Annotated in this window: 18 protein-coding genes and 1 tRNA gene; 9 read left to right on the top strand and 10 right to left on the bottom strand. The window is 59.3% G+C overall.

Features of this window, described 5'->3' with window-relative positions:
• Window positions 1-25 precede the first annotated feature (25 nt).
• The 3 genes from CFAEC_RS11420 to rlmB are packed head-to-tail and all read left to right on the top strand — an operon-like array spanning window position 26 to window position 4409.
• Window positions 26-2011, top strand: a complete 1986-nt coding sequence (locus tag CFAEC_RS11420) for a sucrose-specific PTS transporter subunit IIBC (protein WP_290276921.1) — start codon at window positions 26-28, stop codon at window positions 2009-2011.
• A gap of 42 nt (window positions 2012-2053) precedes the next feature.
• The gene (gene cysS, locus CFAEC_RS11415) at window positions 2054-3433 is read left to right on the top strand and encodes a cysteine--tRNA ligase (protein WP_290276920.1); all 1380 of its coding nucleotides are present in this window, start codon (window positions 2054-2056) and stop codon (window positions 3431-3433) included.
• Between the two features lie 34 nt (window positions 3434-3467).
• On the top strand, window positions 3468-4409 hold the full coding sequence (rlmB, locus tag CFAEC_RS11410; RefSeq protein ID WP_290276918.1) for a 23S rRNA (guanosine(2251)-2'-O)-methyltransferase RlmB: 942 nt from the start codon (window positions 3468-3470) through the stop codon (window positions 4407-4409).
• 7 nt (window positions 4410-4416) lie between these two features.
• Here rlmB and CFAEC_RS11405 read toward each other — a convergent pair whose 3' ends face one another.
• Genes CFAEC_RS11405 through CFAEC_RS11395 form a run of 3 tightly spaced genes read right to left on the bottom strand, consistent with a single transcriptional unit; the run spans window position 4417 to window position 6832 of the window.
• The gene (locus tag CFAEC_RS11405; protein WP_290276916.1) at window positions 4417-5283 is read right to left on the bottom strand and encodes a metal ABC transporter permease; all 867 of its coding nucleotides are present in this window, start codon (window positions 5281-5283) and stop codon (window positions 4417-4419) included.
• Window positions 5284-5979 carry a metal ABC transporter ATP-binding protein gene (locus tag CFAEC_RS11400; RefSeq protein ID WP_290276915.1) on the bottom strand — a complete coding sequence of 232 codons (696 nt, stop codon included), beginning with the start codon at window positions 5977-5979 and terminating at the stop codon, window positions 5284-5286. It lies immediately after the preceding gene.
• 10 nt (window positions 5980-5989) lie between these two features.
• Entirely contained in the window at window positions 5990-6832 is an 843-nt protein-coding gene (locus CFAEC_RS11395) for a metal ABC transporter solute-binding protein, Zn/Mn family (protein ID WP_290276913.1), read from the bottom strand.
• A gap of 75 nt (window positions 6833-6907) precedes the next feature.
• Here CFAEC_RS11395 and CFAEC_RS11390 point away from each other — a divergent pair, with 75 nt between their 5' ends.
• A complete protein-coding gene (locus tag CFAEC_RS11390) occupies window positions 6908-7993 on the top strand; it encodes a LacI family DNA-binding transcriptional regulator (protein ID WP_290276911.1) in 1086 nt (361 codons plus the stop codon).
• Here the strand turns inward: CFAEC_RS11390 and otsB are convergent.
• From otsB to thrE, 5 genes are all read right to left on the bottom strand, one after another.
• Window positions 7990-8790, bottom strand: coding sequence for a trehalose-phosphatase (gene otsB, locus CFAEC_RS11385; protein ID WP_290276909.1), 801 nt, complete (start codon window positions 8788-8790; stop codon window positions 7990-7992). The genes CFAEC_RS11390 and otsB overlap by 4 nt on opposite strands.
• Window positions 8791-8809: 19 nt before the next feature.
• Window positions 8810-9289, bottom strand: coding sequence for an META domain-containing protein (locus tag CFAEC_RS11380; RefSeq protein WP_290276907.1), 480 nt, complete (start codon window positions 9287-9289; stop codon window positions 8810-8812).
• On the bottom strand, window positions 9290-10735 hold the full coding sequence (locus CFAEC_RS11375; protein ID WP_290276906.1) for an alpha,alpha-trehalose-phosphate synthase (UDP-forming): 1446 nt from the start codon (window positions 10733-10735) through the stop codon (window positions 9290-9292). It lies immediately after the preceding gene.
• 15 nt (window positions 10736-10750) lie between these two features.
• Entirely contained in the window at window positions 10751-11089 is a 339-nt protein-coding gene (locus tag CFAEC_RS11370; RefSeq protein WP_290276904.1) for a hypothetical protein, read from the bottom strand.
• A gap of 63 nt (window positions 11090-11152) precedes the next feature.
• Window positions 11153-12610, bottom strand: a complete 1458-nt coding sequence (gene thrE, locus CFAEC_RS11365; protein WP_290279904.1) for a threonine/serine exporter ThrE — start codon at window positions 12608-12610, stop codon at window positions 11153-11155.
• Window positions 12611-12762: 152 nt separating this feature from the next.
• Between thrE and CFAEC_RS11360 the strand changes: the two genes are divergently transcribed.
• The 3 genes from CFAEC_RS11360 (at window position 12763) to CFAEC_RS11350 (ending at window position 14116) form a co-directional block, all read left to right on the top strand.
• A tRNA-Thr gene (locus CFAEC_RS11360) sits at window positions 12763-12835 on the top strand.
• 85 nt (window positions 12836-12920) lie between these two features.
• The gene (locus tag CFAEC_RS11355; protein WP_290276902.1) at window positions 12921-13268 is read left to right on the top strand and encodes a hypothetical protein; all 348 of its coding nucleotides are present in this window, start codon (window positions 12921-12923) and stop codon (window positions 13266-13268) included.
• Between the two features lie 86 nt (window positions 13269-13354).
• Window positions 13355-14116, top strand: coding sequence for a MerR family transcriptional regulator (locus CFAEC_RS11350; RefSeq protein ID WP_290276901.1), 762 nt, complete (start codon window positions 13355-13357; stop codon window positions 14114-14116).
• Here the strand turns inward: CFAEC_RS11350 and CFAEC_RS11345 are convergent.
• Complete coding sequence (locus CFAEC_RS11345; protein WP_290279902.1) at window positions 14016-15329, bottom strand: benzoate/H(+) symporter BenE family transporter; 1314 nt, start codon at window positions 15327-15329, stop codon at window positions 14016-14018. The genes CFAEC_RS11350 and CFAEC_RS11345 overlap by 101 nt on opposite strands.
• A 468-nt stretch (window positions 15330-15797) precedes the next feature.
• Between CFAEC_RS11345 and CFAEC_RS11340 the strand changes: the two genes are divergently transcribed.
• A complete protein-coding gene (locus CFAEC_RS11340) occupies window positions 15798-16637 on the top strand; it encodes an HAD family hydrolase (protein WP_290276899.1) in 840 nt (279 codons plus the stop codon).
• Window positions 16638-16676: 39 nt separating this feature from the next.
• Here CFAEC_RS11340 and CFAEC_RS11335 read toward each other — a convergent pair whose 3' ends face one another.
• Window positions 16677-17510 carry a CE1 family esterase gene (locus tag CFAEC_RS11335; RefSeq protein ID WP_290276897.1) on the bottom strand — a complete coding sequence of 278 codons (834 nt, stop codon included), beginning with the start codon at window positions 17508-17510 and terminating at the stop codon, window positions 16677-16679.
• Window positions 17511-17576: 66 nt separating this feature from the next.
• On the opposite strand from CFAEC_RS11335, the gene CFAEC_RS11330 reads away from it, so the two are divergent.
• The gene (locus CFAEC_RS11330) at window positions 17577-18542 is read left to right on the top strand and encodes a diaminopimelate dehydrogenase (RefSeq protein WP_290276895.1); all 966 of its coding nucleotides are present in this window, start codon (window positions 17577-17579) and stop codon (window positions 18540-18542) included.
• Window positions 18543-18549 lie beyond the last annotated feature (7 nt).

Genomic DNA, 18549 nt, shown 5'->3' with positions numbered 1-18549 from the left:
TTTCTTCCCGGTTAAGGAGAAATTCATGGACCATAAGGACCTCGCGCAACGCATCCTGCGCGACATTGGCGGCGAAGACAACATTGTCGCCGCCGCACACTGTGCAACGCGTTTACGCCTCGTGCTCAAAGACACCAAGGATGTGGATCGCCAAAGTCTGGATGATGATCCAGATCTGAAAGGCACGTTTGAAACGGGTGGTATGTTCCAGATCATCGTCGGGCCAGGCGATGTGGATCATGTTTTCAAAGAACTCGATGACGCAACCTCCAAAGACATCGCTGTGTCCACAGAGCAGCTCAAAGATGTTGTGGCTAACAACGCCAACTGGTTCAGCCGTGCTGTGAAGGTATTGGCGGACATTTTCGTCCCGCTGATTCCAATCTTGGTTGGTGGCGGTCTGCTCATGGCTATCAACAATGTGTTGGTTGCGCAGGATCTGTTCGGTCCGCAATCACTGGTGGAGATGTTCCCTCAGATCAGCGGTGTTGCTGAGATGATCAACCTCATGGCATCTGCGCCGTTCGCGTTCTTGCCAGTGTTGGTTGGTTTCACCGCAACCAAGCGTTTCGGTGGCAATGAGTTCCTGGGCGCCGGCATTGGTATGGCGATGGTGTTCCCAACCCTGGTTAACGGCTACGACGTGGCCGCCACCATGGCTGCGGGCGAAATGCCTATGTGGTCCCTGTTTGGTTTAGATGTTGCCCAAGCCGGTTACCAGGGCACCGTGCTTCCTGTGCTGGTGGTTTCTTGGATTCTGGCAACGATCGAAAAGTTCTTGCACAAGCGACTCAAGGGCACTGCAGACTTCCTGATCACTCCAGTGCTGACGTTGCTGCTCACCGGATTCCTTACATTCATCGCCATTGGCCCAGCAATGCGCTGGGTGGGCGATGTGCTGGCACACGGTCTACAGGGACTTTATGATTTCGGTGGTCCAGTCGGCGGTCTGCTCTTCGGTCTGGTCTACTCACCAATCGTCATCACTGGTCTGCACCAGTCCTTCCCGCCAATTGAGCTGGAGCTGTTTAACCAGGGTGGATCCTTCATCTTCGCAACGGCATCTATGGCTAACATCGCCCAGGGTGCGGCATGTTTGGCAGTGTTCTTCCTGGCGAAGAGTGAAAAGCTCAAGGGCCTTGCAGGTGCTTCAGGTGTCTCCGCTGTTCTTGGTATTACGGAGCCTGCGATCTTCGGTGTGAACCTTCGCCTGCGCTGGCCGTTCTTCATCGGTATCGGTACCGCAGCTATCGGTGGCGCTTTGATTGCACTCTTTAATATCAAGGCAGTTGCGTTGGGCGCTGCAGGTTTCTTGGGTGTTGTCTCTATTGATGCCCCAGATATGGTCATGTTCTTGGTGTGTGCAGTTGTTACCTTCTTCATCGCATTCGGCGCAGCGATTGCTTATGGCCTTTACTTGGTTCGCCGCAACGGCAGCATTGATCCAGATGCAACCGCTGCTCCAGTGCCTTCAGGAACGACCAAAGCCGAAGCAGAAGCACCCGCAGAATTTTCAAACGATTCCACCATCATCCAGGCACCTTTGACCGGTGAAGCTATTGCACTGAGCAGCGTCAGCGATGCCATGTTTGCCAGCGGAAAGCTTGGCTCGGGCGTTGCCATCGTCCCAACCAAGGGGCAGTTAGTTTCTCCGGTGAGTGGAAAGATTGTGGTGGCATTCCCATCTGGCCATGCTTTCGCAGTTCGCACCAAGGCTGAGGATGGTTCCAATGTGGATATCTTGATGCACATTGGTTTCGACACAGTAAACCTCAACGGCACGCACTTTAACTCGCTGAAAAAGCAAGGCGATGAAGTCCAAGCAGGTGAGCTGCTGTGTGAATTCGATATCGATGCCATCAAGGCTGCAGGTTATGAGGTAACCACGCCGATTGTTGTCTCCAATTACAAGAAAACCGGACCTGTCAATACTTATGGTTTGGGTGAAATTGAAGCGGGAGCCAACCTTCTTAACGTTGCAATTAAAGAAACAGTGCCTGCTACACCTTAAGTTGAATCCTTGCGTGTTCGTACACAGGTTAGACTAGGGGACGTGACTCTACGCATCTTTGACACCGGTACCCGTACGCTTCGAGAATTTCAGCCTGTTCAACCAGGTCATGCCTCGGTGTACCTGTGTGGTGCGACCCCACAGGCACAGCCACACATCGGCCATGTCCGCTCCGGCGTGGCCTTTGACATTCTCCGCCGCTGGCTTATGGCCAAGGGGCTGGATGTCGCGTTCGTGCGCAATGTCACCGACATCGATGACAAGATCCTGACCAAGGCCGCCGAGAATGGTCGCCCGTGGTGGGAGTGGGTATCCACCTATGAACGTGAATTCACCTGGGCTTATAGCACCCTGGGTGTGTTGCCCCCCAGTGTTGAGCCGCGTGCCACCGGACACATCACGCAGATGATCCAGTACATGCACCGCCTGATCGACAACGGTTTCGCATATGCCGTTGATGGTTCCGTGTACTTCGATGTGGCGGCGTGGGTTGCCTCCGAAGGCTCCGATTATGGTTTCCTCTCCGGCAATCGCGTGGAGGAGATGGAGCAGGGCGAGACCGACAACTTCGGCAAGCGGGGCGCTCAGGACTTCGCCCTGTGGAAGGCCGCGAAGCCAGGCGAACCCAGCTGGCCCACCCCGTGGGGCGAAGGCCGACCGGGCTGGCACCTGGAGTGCTCGGCCATGGCCACGTGGTACCTGGGTGCTGAGTTCGACATCCACTGTGGTGGCCTGGATCTGCAGTTCCCCCACCATGAGAACGAGATTGCCCAGGCTCATGCCGCGGGGGATGATTTCGCCCAGTATTGGATGCATAACCACTGGGTGACCATGGCGGGCGAGAAGATGTCCAAGTCACTGGGCAATGTCCTCTCCGTGCCGAAGATGTTGGAGATGGTCCGACCGGTGGAGCTGCGTTATTACCTCGGCTCCGCCCATTATCGCAGTGTGCTGGAGTATTCAGAGGCCGCGCTGTCCGAGGCCGCCGCCGGTTACCGCCGCATTGAGGCATTCCTGGCGCGCGTGGGTGATGTGGAGACCGGTGCCTGGACAGAAGGATTCGAAGCCGCGATGGATGAGGATCTGGCTGTGCCGAAGGCGCTGGCTGAGATCCATAATGCCGTCCGCGAAGGAAACAGTGCCATCGCCGCCGGTGATCTGGAGAAGGCCCGGGGCATCGCCGGAACTGTTCGTGCGATGACAGGTGTGCTTGGTTTCGATCCGGTCGCCTGGGGCACAGACACCGATACCTCTTCAGCGTATGACGCCCTGGATGTGCTGGTCAATGCTGAATTGGATCGGCGCGCCACCGCTCGTGAAGAGAAGAACTGGGCTGTGGCCGACGAGGTGCGCGACCGACTCGCGTCCGCGGGAATCGATGTGGTTGACACGGCTGATGGCGTGTCCTGGAAACTGCAGTAGAGTGTGAGACTTCTAAGAAGGGAAAATTTTCACCATGGCAGGAAATGACGGCCGTCACGGCGGTGTGCGCAAGACAAACAAGAAGGGCGCCCAGAAGGGCAGCGGTGGAGAAGTCCGTCGTGGCCTTCGAGGCAAGGGCCCAACCCCCAAGGCAGAAGACCGCACCTATCATGCGGCACATAAGCGCAAGTTGGAACGCCAGCGTCGCGACAAGGGCCGTCATCAGCGTGAGCAGACCGAGCTGGTTGTGGGCCGCAACCCAGTCCTGGAGTGCCTGCACGCCAGGGTCCCGTCCACAGCACTTTACGTTGCAGAAGGCGCCACGAATGATGAGCGTCTGAGCGAATCAGTGCGCCTGGCAGCAGACCGCGGCCTCCCGGTGCTCGAGGTGAACAAGCTTGAACTTGATCGCCTGACCGGTAACAGCATGCACCAGGGTATCGGCCTGGCCATCCCACCGTTTGAGTATGCGGATCTGCATGATCTGATGGCCAATGCGGCAGCATCCCCGAAGCCGGGCATGTTTGTCATTCTGGACAACATCACCGATCCCCGTAACCTCGGCGCGGTGATCCGCTCCGTGGGTGCCTTCGGTGGCAACGGTGTGATCATCCCGGAGCGTCGTTCCGCATCGGTGACCGCAGTGGCCTGGCGTACCTCCGCTGGTACCGCCGCGCGTGTGCCGGTGGCCAAGGAAACCAACATGACCCGCACCATCCAGGAGTTTCAGAAGAACGGTTACCAGGTCGTTGGTCTGGATGCCGGCGGCGACCACACCCTGGACACCTATGACGGAACCGACAACGTGGTCATCGTCGTCGGTTCAGAAGGCAAGGGTATCTCTCGTCTGGTCCGGGAGAACTGTGACACCATCATGTCCATTCCCACCGAGCCGTGGGTGGAGTCCCTCAACGCCTCGGTCGCGGCTGGTGTGGTGCTGTCTGAGTTCGCGCGTCAGCGTCGCCTGGCCGAGTAGGAAGGGATCAGGAGTGCAACAGGCGTCGCCTGTACGCATCCTCGTCCCGTTTTGCACCCCGTCCCCGGAGCCACCCGGTGAGCCTGCACACCAGATAGATGATGAACGAGATGGTGGTCACGAACACGCTCACCGGTAGTCCCGGGGCCAGGGACAGCAGCAGGCCTCCCACGGCGGAGACCTCTGCGAAGATGACCGCGAGAACCACTGTCATCACCGGGTTGGATGACACCTGCACCGCTGCCGCGCCGGGCACGATGAGCAGTGACATCACCAGCAGAGCGCCCACGATCTGAACAGATTGTGAGGTGGCCAGGCCCACCAGCACGGCGAAGCCGATGGCGATCATGCGCACATTCAGCCCTGATGCCTGCGCCAGCAGTGGATCAGCGGAGGCGAACAATAGCGGTCGCCAGAAGATCGCCACCGCGGCCACGATGAGGACCGTCACTGCCACCAGCAACCACAGGGACGCTGAGGATACACCCACGATCTGACCGGTGAGCAGCGCGAAGGCGGTGGAACTGCGGCCCGGGTACAGGTGGATGAACAACACAGCCAGGCCGAGTCCGAAACTCATCACCACACCCACCGCTGCATCCTGTTGTTTCATGCCCAGGACTGCGAGGAGGATCGCGGTGATCACCGAGCCGACTATGGCACCGCCTCCCACACTGAAACCGAAGAGCAGTGCGGCCGCTGCGCCCATGAGGGCGAGTTCCGCGGTGGCGTGGACGGAGAAGGACATCTGCCGGATCACAATCAGGGGAGCCATCACGCCCGAGATCACACCGAGGAGAGCTGCTGCGATCAGCGCATGCTGCACAAAATCCACAGTCAGCAGGTACTGGGTATCGGTCAACCAGGATGCCATTTAGACCACCACGATTCGATCATTGACGCGGACAACGGTGACTGGGGCATCATAGAGCTCCGATAGGCGCTCGGATTGCATGACCTCATCCACCCGGCCGAGGGTATGCCCGTGGGGGGCGAGGTACAGGATCCGGTCAACCAGGCCGATGAGTGGATTGATGTCATGGGTGACCACGATCTGGCCCACCCCCTCTGCCTTCAACTGCCCGAGTAGCCTGACTGTTCGTTGTTGTGCACCGGGATCGAGGCTGAGGAGGGGTTCGTCGGCAAGCAGGACCTCGGGCCGTACCGCCAGCGCCTGCGCCTGGCGGACCAGCTGCTGCTGTCCACCGGACAATTCGCCCACCTTGCGCCCTGCCAGGCCCGTCGCACCGACGCGTTCGAGGAGTTCATCCACGTCTTCTGCCGGCATCCGCCGATTCTTGAACACGCCGTGTGCGCCCGAGAGGGAGACAAGATCGCGTGCGCGGAGTGGGATATCCGGGAACATCCGTTGCTGGGGAATGAAACCCAGGCGGGCGCCACGGGAGATGGAACCGGACGTGAGCCTGCGTGTTCCCAGCACTGTTCCCAGGAGGGTGGATTTGCCCACACCATTGGGTCCGAGCACGGCAATGAACTCTCCGCGGCGGAGCTCAAGATTGAGATCCTTCCAGAGGGGGTCCACCGCCGCATCGGCGAAGTTCAACAACATTGCATTGATTCTAGCGGCTGGCCTGCTCAAGATCGGAGACTGCGGTTTCAAAAGTGTTGATAAAATTCTGGCCCTCCTCCGGTGTCTCGGTGATGTCCACGACGGGGATATCGTTCTCCTCCGCCAGGTCGCGGATGCCGGAGGATACGGACGCTGCTGACTGCGGGTTGTGGATGAGGATATCGATGTCACCGTTGCGGATCGCCTCATGGAAGGCGGCCACGTCGGACGCGGTGGGCTCGCCCTCACTCAAGGTGGTGGCCCGGTAGCCTGCCGGGGTTGATTCGATCATGCGGGAATGGGCGAGCATGTGATCGGCGATCGGCTCGGTCTGTGCCACGCGTGCTTCGGGTAGTTCGGCGATGCGGGCAGCCAGTGCCGCCATGTGGTTCGCCACGGCATCCTGGGCGATCTGGGTATCAGGTGCCACCTCGCGGACCTTTGTTGTCAGATCCCCTGCGAAGTTGGAGACAGCCTCCGGCGAGTACCAGATGTGCTCGTTGTCGGAATGGTCGGAGTGGTCGGAGTGGTCATGGGGTTCCAGATCCATCGCGCTGATAATGCGGTCATCCTCACCGAGTGGTTCATAGAGCCATGCGTCATAGCCACCCCCGCCGACGAGGATGATGTCAGCGTTTTCCACACGGGCCATGTCGGATGCTGAGGGTTCGAAGGAGTGCGGATCGGTATCGCCTGAGACGATGGCGTGGACATCGGTTCCGGGAAGCATTTCTTCCGCCACATCCGCCCAGACCTGGGTGGATGCGACGATGGAGATCGAGTCATCCCCCTCAGATGGGGAGGCGCATGCGCTCAGGGGGAGGAGCAGGAGCAGTGGCAGAAACTTTTTCATGACACCAGTAAATGCTTATTGGAAACGATTGTCAACATGAAAATCTAATGAAAATGAAGGTAGGTTTAGAGGACTATGGCACGGCGTCCTCAACAAACAGGCACCCTCGCATCAATCGCGGCGAAGTTGGGTGTATCCCGAACCACCGTCTCCAATGCCTATAACAGGCCGGAACAGCTGTCCGCGGACTTGCGGAAACGGATCCTCGACACGGCGGAGAAGATGGGCTACATGGGCCCGGATCCCATGGCCCGGTCCCTGCGCACCCGACGGGTGGGCACCATCGGTGTACTTCTCACCGAGCACCTCTCCTATGCCTTCGAGGACATGGCTTCGGTGGATTTCCTCGCGGGTATGGCGGAAGCGGCCTATGGAAATACGATGCTCACACTCGTCCCGGCGAACCCCGAGACGTCCGTTGACCTGGTTTCAGCACAGCAACTGGTGAGTCAGGCGGTGGTGGATGGGTTTGTCATCTACTCGGTGGCCAAGGGCGATCCACACCTGCAGGCCGTGCGCCAACGTGGTCTACCCACGGTGATCTGTGACCAGCCCGCGGATGAGGAGGAGGTTCCCTTCGTGGGTATCGATGACCGCGCCGCCATCGCTCCCGCGGCTTCCGCGTTAATCGACGCAGGCCACCGCAGGATCGGTATCCTCTCCATCCGTCTGGACCGTGAGCGCAATGACGGCCGTGTCACCCGTGAACGCCTGGAAAATGCCCATCACCACGTGCAGCAGTCGAGAGTGCGGGGCGCTCTTGATGTGTTCCGGGAGGCAGGGATCAACCCGGCGGATGTCCCCATCATGGAATGCTGGCTCAATGACCGGGAACATAACATGGACGTGGCCCGGACGCTCCTGCAGGCCCACCCGGACCTCACCGCAGTGCTGTGCACCACGGATTCCCTGGCCTTCGGTGTGCTTGAGTACATGCACTCCATCGGGAAATCAGTGCCGGAGGACCTCTCCGTCACCGGTTTCGACGGCACCCAGCTTGCTCTGGCCCGTGGCCTGACCACCATTATCCAGCCCAATAAGAAGAAGGGCTTTGAAGCCGGAAAGCTGCTCTTCAGCATGATTGAGCAGGATAGTCAGGGCTCCGGAAGGGTGATGCTGGAAACCTCCTTCAGCGCTGGAACCACGGTGCGTCAGATCTAGAGACCGAGCGCGCGGGACTCCGTGTGCTGCATGCGTTCATAGGCCAGATCCTCCAGCAGGTCGCCCACATCATCGATGGAATCCACGCGTGTCTTCGCGGCGGTCTCCCCCTCGCCGACCTTGACGGTCAGGGCGGTGGGGACGTCGAAAAGCACCTCGAAGCCGTGCTCATCCGTGGTGTCATCGCCGATGAAGATCACGCCGGTGGGCTCCACCCGGCTGAGGTGTTCGCGCATCCACGTGCCCTTGGTGGTCTTGGAGACTGAGTACTCGATGATGTTCTTGCCGTGGGTGACCTTGAGGTTGCGGGTGTCCACATCGGCTGCGCGGGCCTGGATGCCGGCCACCAGATCGGGATCGGATACCCGGATGAAGTGCAGCACGCGGTGGAACGGCTTGACCTCAACATAGGCACCGTCCACCCGGTCAATGACACGCTCGAGCTCGGTCTCGATGCGTTCGAGCTCCTCCGCCTCGGCCTGGCTCAGCTCCCGCGGACGGGAGGAGTCCTCTGAACCGTGGGAACCCACCGTGGTGATCCGGTAGCTGCCCAGGTCCAGAACCTTCGCCAGCCCTTCGAGGTGACGCCCGGACAGAATAACCACATCTGTGTCTGTCATGCGGGAGAGGTTCTTGATCGCGGCCAGTGATTTCTGGTTGATCGGAACCATATAAGGATCTTTGCTGAACCCGGCGATGGTGCCGTCAAAATCAGAGATGACCAGCAGCTTCTTGGTCTGTGCCAGTTCGGTCAGCGTGGGGACGGGGAGGTGGGTGTCTGTCTGGTGCTCACTCATGCGTCCCCAGTGTACGGATTTATTCTGATATGACCCAGGACACCATGCGGATGGAGGGCCGGTCAAGAGCATCAACATCACTGGTCAGGAGGAGCTCAGTATCCCCGTAGCGGGTGACATCAAAAGCACCTGGAAGCAGCTCCACCAGCTCGTCATGAACCAGACGTTCCTGGCCCATGCAGTCATCGGGTAGCGCATCAAATTCCACCTCGGTGAATCTCAGGTGATCCGCTTCATCCGATGTGCTGGCCTCGCCGTTCAGGGTGAATTCAGCCAGGCCTTGGAAAGGGGCGCAGCCGGTGTGCCCGGATACCGAAGCGTGACCGAAGTTCACCGTGGGTTGGGTGACCACGAGATCACTGACCACATTCGGCTCATCAGGGCTGGTGTAGATGTTGCTGACCATCCATGTGGAATCCGTCATGCGAATGGTGTCGGCGCAGGCGGTGAGGGAGGCGGCTGCGATCATCGCGAAAGCCGCCGGAAGAAGCCGTCTCACTTAAAAACCCTCCAGGGATGTCAGAAAACTGCTGGCCCACACGTTCACGTCATGGGAGAGCACCTGTTGACTGTTGGTTCTCATCCGGGATGCAGCATAGTCAGGGTTATGCTCCAGATCATTGACCGCCGCGATGATCTGACGTTTGATGGATTCCAGGTCAAAGGGATTACAGAGATAAGCCTCGGTGAGCTCATCGGCGGCACCGGCAAACTCACTGAGCACCAGCGCCCCCGTCCCGTCACGGTGAGCGGCCACATACTCCTTGGCCACCAGGTTCATGCCGTCCTTGAACGGGGTGACCAGCATGATATCCGCCGCGGTGTACAGCACCTGCAGTTCATCCTTGGGCAGGGAACGGTGCAGATAGTGCACCACCGGATGTCCCATTTTTCCGAACCGGCCGTTGATCCGACCGACGGCCTCCTCCACCTGGGACCGCGACACGCGGTAGTGCTCGATGCGCTCCCGGGATGGCGTGGCCACCTGCAAAAACACGGTGGTTTCCGGATCCAGCGCACCGGATTCCAGCAGCTCCTCGAACGCGAGGAGCCGCTGCAGGATGCCCTTGGTGTAATCAAGCCGGTCCACACCGAGTAGCACGGTTTCCGGTGCCCCCAGGTCGGCGCGTAGCGCCTTGACAGAGCTTATCGACGCCTCCCCGACCGCCGCCGTATCAATGGAGATGGGGAACGCCCCCACACCCACCTTCCGGCCGTCCGCAGTGATGACCGCGGCACCCACCTCACGGATCAGGGCCTGACCGGTGACCTCCAGCTGATCTGGCTGACCCGTGTGAGAACCTGCTGTTCCCGCGACCTGACTGGTGAGGCTGAGGAAATTCTCCGCATTCTGGGGCAGGTGGAACCCCACGAGATCTGCACCGAGCATCCCACGCACAATCTCCTCGCGCCAGGGAAGCTGTCGGAAGAGCTCCGGGGAAGGGAAAGGAATGTGGAGGAAGAACCCGATCTTCAGATCGGGACGCATCTGACGGAGGATGCCGGGAACCAGCAGAAGCTGATAATCCTGCACCCACACCGTGGCATCGGGTGCGGCCACCTGGCTGACAGCTTCGGCGAATTTCAGGTTCACTTCCCTGAAGGCGTGCCACCACTCCACGTTGTAGACGGGCGGGACAATCAGGTCGTGGAAAAGTGGCCACAGGGTGGCATTGGAGAAGCCCTCATAGAAACCCTCGAAGTCACTCGCGGTGAGGCGCACAGGGTGGAGGAGCACTCCGGTGTCCGTGCGGAAAGGCTCAGGGGCCACATCGACGGAACCGGGCCAACCAACCCAACAACCCCGGTGCTGTTCAAGCACCGGGGACAGGCCGGTGACCAGACCCCCGGGACTCGGCGTGATGCTGTGCGTGCCATCTGGGTGGACGGTCATGTCCACCGGAAGGCGATTGGCTACGACAACGAAGCTATTGAGTTCTTCCATGGGGCCAAGTCTAAATCAGGATTTCTTGGTGGTCTTCTTCGCCGTGGTTTTCTTGGCGGCAGTCTTCTTCGCTGGGGTCTTCTTCGCCGTGGTTTTCTTGGCGGCGGCCTTCTTGGCAGGTGCCTTACGGGTCCGCTTGGTGGCCTTCTTCGGCTGAGCATCCTCGTGCTCTGAGGCGACCTTGGTGTAGCGCAGGCCAGCAGGTTCAACACCAAGCATGCACATGAGGGTCACACCATCGAAGAAGTCCTTGGCATAAGTAGCGACAATCCTGCGCGCACCTGCAGCGGTCTCCTCTTCAACAGCATGAAGAGTTTCGGGGGTGGGGCGGGTGTCAGAGATTTTAGCCGGCAAGGATCCTCCTGGGTTTTACAACGCGATCAACCACGTAGTCTACTCCATTTCCCGGGGATCTGGTTACCGTCCTGGGGATTTGTTCCTTGAGGTCCGGCGGGAATTCTCCGTATCCCGCAGTTCCTGGAAGGAGAACTGGGTGGCCTTGATCAGTGCCCGGTACGGCCTGATCCGTGGTGGACGACGCAGCTTGCGGGCGAACCACTCACCGAAGACCACGCCGGCTGCCAGTGCTGAGGCGGTGGCGAGCGCAACGGCGATGTTGGTGAAGCCGATCAGCGTCTGCTCCGAGAGAGCTGCATACATGCCTCGGTAGATGGACAGGCCGGGAAGCATCGGCGTGATTCCGGCGATCGCGACGATGAGGGGTGGAATGAGGAAACGACGTGCCAACAGACCACCGGCGAAACCGATGGCGGTGGCGGCGCCCGCGGCGGCGACCACACCGCCGGTACCCAAAGACATCATGAAGTAGAAGATGGTGGAACCGACGAGTGCGGTGACACCCGCGATGACCACCGAGGACCATTCCGCATAACAACCCACCGCGAAGGCCGCCGCTGTCACGCCGCCGGCCACAACCCGAACCGCGATGGATGCCGGGTTGGGTGCCGTGGCTGTTTCCAGTGCGGGCAGCATCACCCCGATGGCACCTGACAACTGAATGCCCAAACCCACGCCTGCGACGATGCCACCGGTGAACAACAGAGTTTCAAAGAACCGGGCGCTGGCGGTGACCGGAGCGCCGGTGATGCCATCCTGGAGTGACTGAACCAGGGTCAGTCCCGCGAGCAACACGATGATGCCGGAAGCGATGATCTGGGAAGGTTTGATCTCCAACCCATAGTCCAGGGCGAGACTGTAGGCGATCGCCGCGGGCATGGTCGCGATGAACCCTCCTGCGACATTCTGGAAGAACTGGGGCAGACCAACCCTGCTCAGCAGTGTGGCCACTCCGATGATGACCCCTGAGGTGACAAAGGACATCAGGGCCACGGCCCAACCACCACCGAGCAGAATCGCCACCGCCCCACCCATCGCGGCCCAGCCGGCCAGCGCGGTGGGGAAACCATAGGAGGCGGGGGACTGTTCAAGATCATCGAGGATCTTCTCCGCGATCTCAGGCGGTGTGGCACCTGCCTGGATCGACCGGATCAGACGGTCGACCTCTGACAGTTTGGAGAAGTTGGTGTCCAGCTTGTGCACCACCCGGAAGATACTGACCGGGGTTTTTCTCTCCACACCGATATTGGTGAAGATGGTGATGGTGTTCAGGGTGATATCCACATGGCAGTAGTAGAGGCCATAGGCGGCGGTCACCGCCTGGATCTGAACTTTTGTATCGCTGTTGGATGTGCCGGAGGACAACAGGATGTCCCCGATTCTGGCAGCGAGGTTCATCACACCGGCCACTTGCGAGTGGTCGGTGAGGTCAATGGGGGCGAGTGGTGAAGGCGGGGGTGCTGCCTTGGCTGCGTCCACGGTGGAGATGCGTCCCCGACGCGTGGCGAAGCTCACCAGTCGCTGAAGAATTTCCGGCACGAGCTGGTCCAATCCGGTAGTGATTCCTGAGGGTCACCGCCACTGTAGCTGTGCCAGGGGGTGGATTCCCATCATGGGTTGCGTGTACGCTACGATACGTTGTTGTATTTGGTGTTACACCCGAATGCGGTGCTGGAGTGGCGCAATTGGCAGCGCAACGCACTTGTAATGCGTAGGTTGCGAGTTCAAGTCTCGTCTCCAGCTCAACATCCCCGGACTTTAAGTCCGGGGATTTCTTTTTGTCGGTTGAAATCGGTGGGTTCGGGTCGGCCCTGTTAGTGTCATCTGCATGGATATTCTTCACTCCCTGCTCATCTTCTTCCACCTGTTGGGAACCGCTGCACTGGTTGGTGGCTGGCTTGCTACCTTCAAGAAACCAACCGTCCTGCAGTGGCAGCACATCGGCGCCTGGGTTCAGCTGCTCACCGGCCTGATGCTCGTGGGTCTGCTTGAGATGAATGACGGTGCTGTCAACCACATGAAGATCGGCGTCAAGCTGATTGTTCTCATCGCCGTTCTGGTGGCCGCAATCATCGGTCGTCGTAAGGTTGCCCGCAACGAGCCTGTTTCCAAGGGCCTCGCACACGCAGTCGGCGGTCTGTCTCTGATCAACGTCGCACTGGCTGTCTTCTGGTAAAAACCACTAGATAATCAAGCCGGAGTCCATATCACGGGCTCCGGCTTTCTTGCGCTTGACGCAGCGTCAAGGTGCACACTTGAGCCATGGCCGACTACACCATCGGTGAGGCCGCTGAGATCCTTCACGTGACCACCCGAACATTGAGGCACTGGGATTCCATCGGGCTGCTCTCACCCACGTGGCGCACCCGGGCGGATCACCGCCTCTATACCGATGATGACCTGGAGACTGCTCTTCAGATCCTGGTCTACCGGGAGGCAGGTGTGCCGCTGAAGGAGATCGTTGAACTTCTCGCGCAACCGGCCACAGCTGTGGAAAGGCTGCGCCGTCAGCGGGAGATTCTGGTGGAACGTATCGGTCAGCTGCACCGGATGGTCCGGGCAGTGGATGAAATCCTTGAGGAGGAAGACATGTCTGACCAGAAGATGACCACTGAGGAGAAGATCAAGCTCTTCGGCGGCGACTGGCAGGATGAGGCCGAGCAGCGCTGGGGTGACACCCCCGAATGGGAGCAGTCACAGCAGCGCGAGGCGAAGATGACCAAAGACGATTGGTACGAGGTCAAGGAGGCGCATGATCGGTTCGTCGATAAGCTTGTCGACGCCGCAACCCGCGGCGTTGAACCCGGCTCTGAGCCGGCCTCGCTGCTGGTTGCCGAGCACCTGGCCAGTGTGGACCGGTTCTATGATGTATCCCGATCCAAGCAGGTATTACTCGCGCGGATGTATGTCAGCGATGAGCGGTTCAACGAGACCTATCGTGGGCAGGCTGCTTATCTGTTGTCTCTGGTTGAGGCGCAGGCTGAGCAGGAGGGACTGGATCTGTCGGAGATTTCCTGGGCTTAGGATCCATCAGCCAGGCGATGAGACATCCGAAGACGATGCCCCAGAATGGTGCGGAGATGCCGAGCAGTGACATCTCGGACACCGTCACCAGGAAACACACCAACGCCCCGGTGGAGAACGCGCCTGAGAACCCGGCGACAAAGGCGTTCTTCAGTGGGGTGAGCATGGCGATACCTGCCAGCGCGGCGATGAACGACACCGGCATAGCCAGCATGAATCCCACAAAGGCGGGGGAGAACAACCCGACGGCGATGGCGCCGACCGCGGTGACCATCGCCGCCGCGTAATGCCTTTCCTTGTTCGGACCGGACACGATCAACGCGTTGGTGGGCCCGGTCAGGCAGGTGGTGACGTTACCCATCAGTGCCATCGGAATGGACACCAGACCACTCGCTGCAGCGGCGAGATTGACTCCCGGCTTATGGCCGGCAGCCCTCAGTACCGCGATACCCTGACCGTTCTGCACGATCACCACCGTGATGGCCAGAGGAATCACCAATTCAGTCATGGCTGCGAAGGAGAACTCCGGGGCGGTATACACCGGGGAGGCGATGGTGCCGTTGTCCAGGATTCCGGAGCCCAGCTGGCCGGTGAAGATGGCGATCATGGTGCCGACCATCGCCGCCAGTGCCACCGGGGGTGCCACGGCGGCGGCCTTCGGAAAGATGCTGATGGCCACGAAAATGACAATCATCGGGATGGCGATCATCGGATCTCCAGTGGCTGCACCGACCAGATCAAGACCGAACCGCAGGAAGATACCCGCCACCATCGCCATGACGATGGTGGGCGGCAGCACCGCCATGATCCTGCCGATCAGACCTGTCCAACCCAGGAGGAACACCAGCACCGCGGTGGCCAGATAGGCGCCGATCACCTCCCCGAAGGTCAGATGGGTGAGCGCGTCACCGGCGAGTACCGTGCCGGGGATCGTCCAGAAATAGGCCTGGGGGCTGCGGTAGAGCCAGGTGAGGATCAGGGTGAGAATGCCATTGCCCAGAAATGCACCCAGGATCCAGGAAGATGTCTGATCCGGACTCAGATTTCCGGCGGCAGCGGCAGCGAGAATCACCGCGATCGGCCCGGACGCGGAGAAGATGAGCGCCACGAGGCCGTTGCCGATCTCCTGTGGTCCGAGATCCCCGAAGATCTCCCGGATGCCGGGACGGGGGAGATGCGGTCTTTCGATCGCCAGTAATGGAGAAACAGCCATCATGGCTCCTAGTCAGGGAATACTTGGATTGAATACTCCGACGATCGTAGTGTTCCATTTCACTTTCGGGGTGCGCACTGTGAACAGGGGGTTGAGGCGCAAAAAAAGAAGCGTGGCCCACGGTGATTTACCGTGGGCCACGCTGAGTGTCATGCCGGAATTACATGGCTGAGAAAATCCAGATAGCCAAGGCGATGATCGCCAAGATTCCGACGATGGTCCAGATAAGTCCGCTTCCGCGCATGTTAACTCTCCTTAGATTGGGGATGCCCCCGATTGTAAACGCGTTTTCAGACGATTCTCAGCGAGGAGCGTAACGATTTAAAAACAGTCAAGTTTCATTTGATAACAACTCTGCTGTGACCAGGATGAATGAGCTATTTTTGCTTTTCTGAAAATTTCCACCCAGTGCTGAATGGGCTACGAAAGTCGGAATCACCTGCCCGTCGAAAAGCGTAAGGTTGTGGCATGGGAAAAATTCTTTTCGTCGATATCGGTGGCACGTTGATTGACTATTCCAACAAGCTGCCACACTCAGCTGTGGCTGCGGTCCGCGCTGCCCGGGCCAACGGACACAAGGTGTATCTGAGTACGGGACGAAGCATCGCCGAGGTGACCCAGGAACTGTGGAACATCGGTGTTGACGGGCTGATAGGTGCACAGGGCGCCTACGTGGAGAGTCAGCAGCAGGTGGTATACCACCGTGGTCTTTCAGGCGAGGAAACCCGCCAGATCGTGGATTGGCTGCAGGCCAGGGGATGCGAGTTCTACCTCGAATCCAACAACGGCCTCTACGCCAGCCCGCGTTATGAGAAGGAGGGGGACGCGCTGCTCCAGCGCTTGGCGGATGAGAAGGGGCTGGATCTGATGACCACCCGCGACTTCTACCCAAACATGATCTGGAATGAGAACCTCTACCGGCATGATGTGAACAAGATCAGTTATATCCTCAACTCCTACGAGGATTTCGAGGAGACCCGCAGTCACTTCCCGAAGTTGGAGCACAGCACATGGGGCAACTTCGGTGAGGACGCACTTTTCGGTGCCATCGGTGTGGGCGGTGTATCCAAACATGAGGCTGTGAACCGTCTGCTGAAGTTCCTCAACGCCAAGCGCGAGAGCACCATCGCCTTCGGTGACAGTAATCGTGACCTCACCCTGTTTGAGGTGAGCGCTTATGGTGTGGCCATGGGTGAATCCTCAGAGGCACTGAAAGAAGCCGCTGATCTGGTGACGGACAACGTGGCTGAAAATGGCCTGGCCAAGGCATTTGTTGAGCTGGGTCTGGTCAGGGAAGATCAGCTGTAGTCCAGAGCCTTCCAGAGGCTTCCTAAGCCTTAAGAGTCTTCAGAGCCCGAAAAAGTCAGCGATGACCTCGGCGGCGACCAGCTGATCGGTGGAAGGCCCCAGAAAATCCGGGTAGTTCTTGTTGCTCGGAACCAGGTGGCCCACGCCGATCAGGGTCCATAGTTCCACCGGGCGCCCACCATTCCAGCGGTCAACGACCACAGCCGGGGAACGCCGGGTTTTGGTTGGTTCCAGATCCAACGCGCCATTGCGTTGGGCGAAATAGGCAGCTGATTCGTGTGCGGATAAACCGTGGCCCCGGCGGTGTTGGGAACCAATACCGGCATCTCCTCCGGAATAGGGAGAAAACGGATCAGCAGTTCCGGCCATGGCCAGATAGGGGATCGGGTGAGCACGGTGGCGCAGTACCTCCGGCAAGGTGTTATCCGGCGTGGGGAGGTTGGCGGCGATGGTCGCAGCCCCAGCGATCATCTTCGGCACTTCATGCATGAGCCGCAGCACCATCTGTCCGCCATTGGAGTAGCCGGCGATAAAAACTCTTGTGATTCCGTGATGCTGATTCATATACCGCACGAGTGAAATGAAAAACCCCACGTCATCCACCCCGAGATGACGTGTCTGTTCATCCAAACCCCGGCGGGCATCGTTGAAATGCTGTTCAACTCCGTCTGGGTACACCACGAAGCATCCCCGGTCCGCCAGGCTGTCAAAGGTGAAGTTGGTGAATTTCCTGGTGACGGTGCCGGACTGCTGGGAGCCGTGAAAGAAGACGAAAAGCGTCTCGGCTGGTGTATCTGACTCGCCCGGTTCACCCGGTTCAATGATGGTGAAGGTCCGCTCTCTGCCCTGGTGCTCCAAAGATCCCCTGATCATGACAACAGTATGCACGGCAGTATGCTCGGGAGGGAAACGTGCCACCACCATCTTGGAGGATAGGAAATGACAAAAATCCGCGCAGCAATCGTTGGATACGGAAACCTGGGTAAGAGTGTGGAAAAGCTCATCGCTCAGCAGCCGGACATGGAACTGGTGGGAATCTTCTCCCGCCGTGAAACCCTGGATACAGAGACACCCGTGTTCAACGTGGCGGATGCAGAAAAGCACACCGAGGATATTGATCTTCTGTTCCTCTGCATGGGCTCTGCCACGGATATCCCTGAGCAGGCGCCAGGTTTTGCCGCATTTGCCTGCACCGTGGATACCTATGACAACCACCGCGATGTGCCCCGTCACCGCCGGGTGATGGACGAGGCAGCCCGCGCGGCCGGAAATGTCTCCGTGGTCTCCACTGGTTGGGATCCGGGCATGTTCTCCATCAATCGTGTCTATGGCGCAGCGATGCTTGCCGCCAACCATCAGCAGCACACCTTCTGGGGGCCGGGCCTGTCCCAGGGCCACTCCGACGCTTTGCGACGCATCAGTGGTGTACAAAAGGCAGTCCAATACACCCTGCCGTCCGAAGAAGCACTGGAAAAGGCGCGCCGGGGTGAGGCTGCTGGCCTGACCGGCAAGCAGACCCATCAGCGCCACTGCTATGTGGTTGCTCCTGAATCTGAGCATGAGCGCATCGAGGATGAGATCCGCACCATGGCTGACTACTTCGTGGGGTATGAAGTGGAGGTCAACTTCATTGATGAGGCCACCTTCGATGCTGAGCACAACGGTATGCCTCACGGTGGTCATGTGATCACCACCGGTGACACCGGTGGATTCAACCACACCGTGGAATACATCCTGAAGCTGGAGCGTAACCCCGACTTCACCGCCTCCTCCCAGATCGCTTTCGGCCGTGCAGCCTACCGACTGAAGGAACAGGGGCAGACCGGTGCCTTCACTGTTCTCGAGGTAGCCCCCTACCTCCTCTCCCCAGAACCACTCGAGGATCTGGTCTCCCGCGACGTCTAGTTCGCGG

The sequence above is a fragment of the Corynebacterium faecale genome (genome assembly GCF_030408735.1).
Taxonomy (GTDB): domain Bacteria; phylum Actinomycetota; class Actinomycetes; order Mycobacteriales; family Mycobacteriaceae; genus Corynebacterium; species Corynebacterium faecale.
The sequence above is the reverse complement of the archived record's forward strand: the minus strand, read 5'-3'. Positions and strand labels throughout refer to the sequence as shown.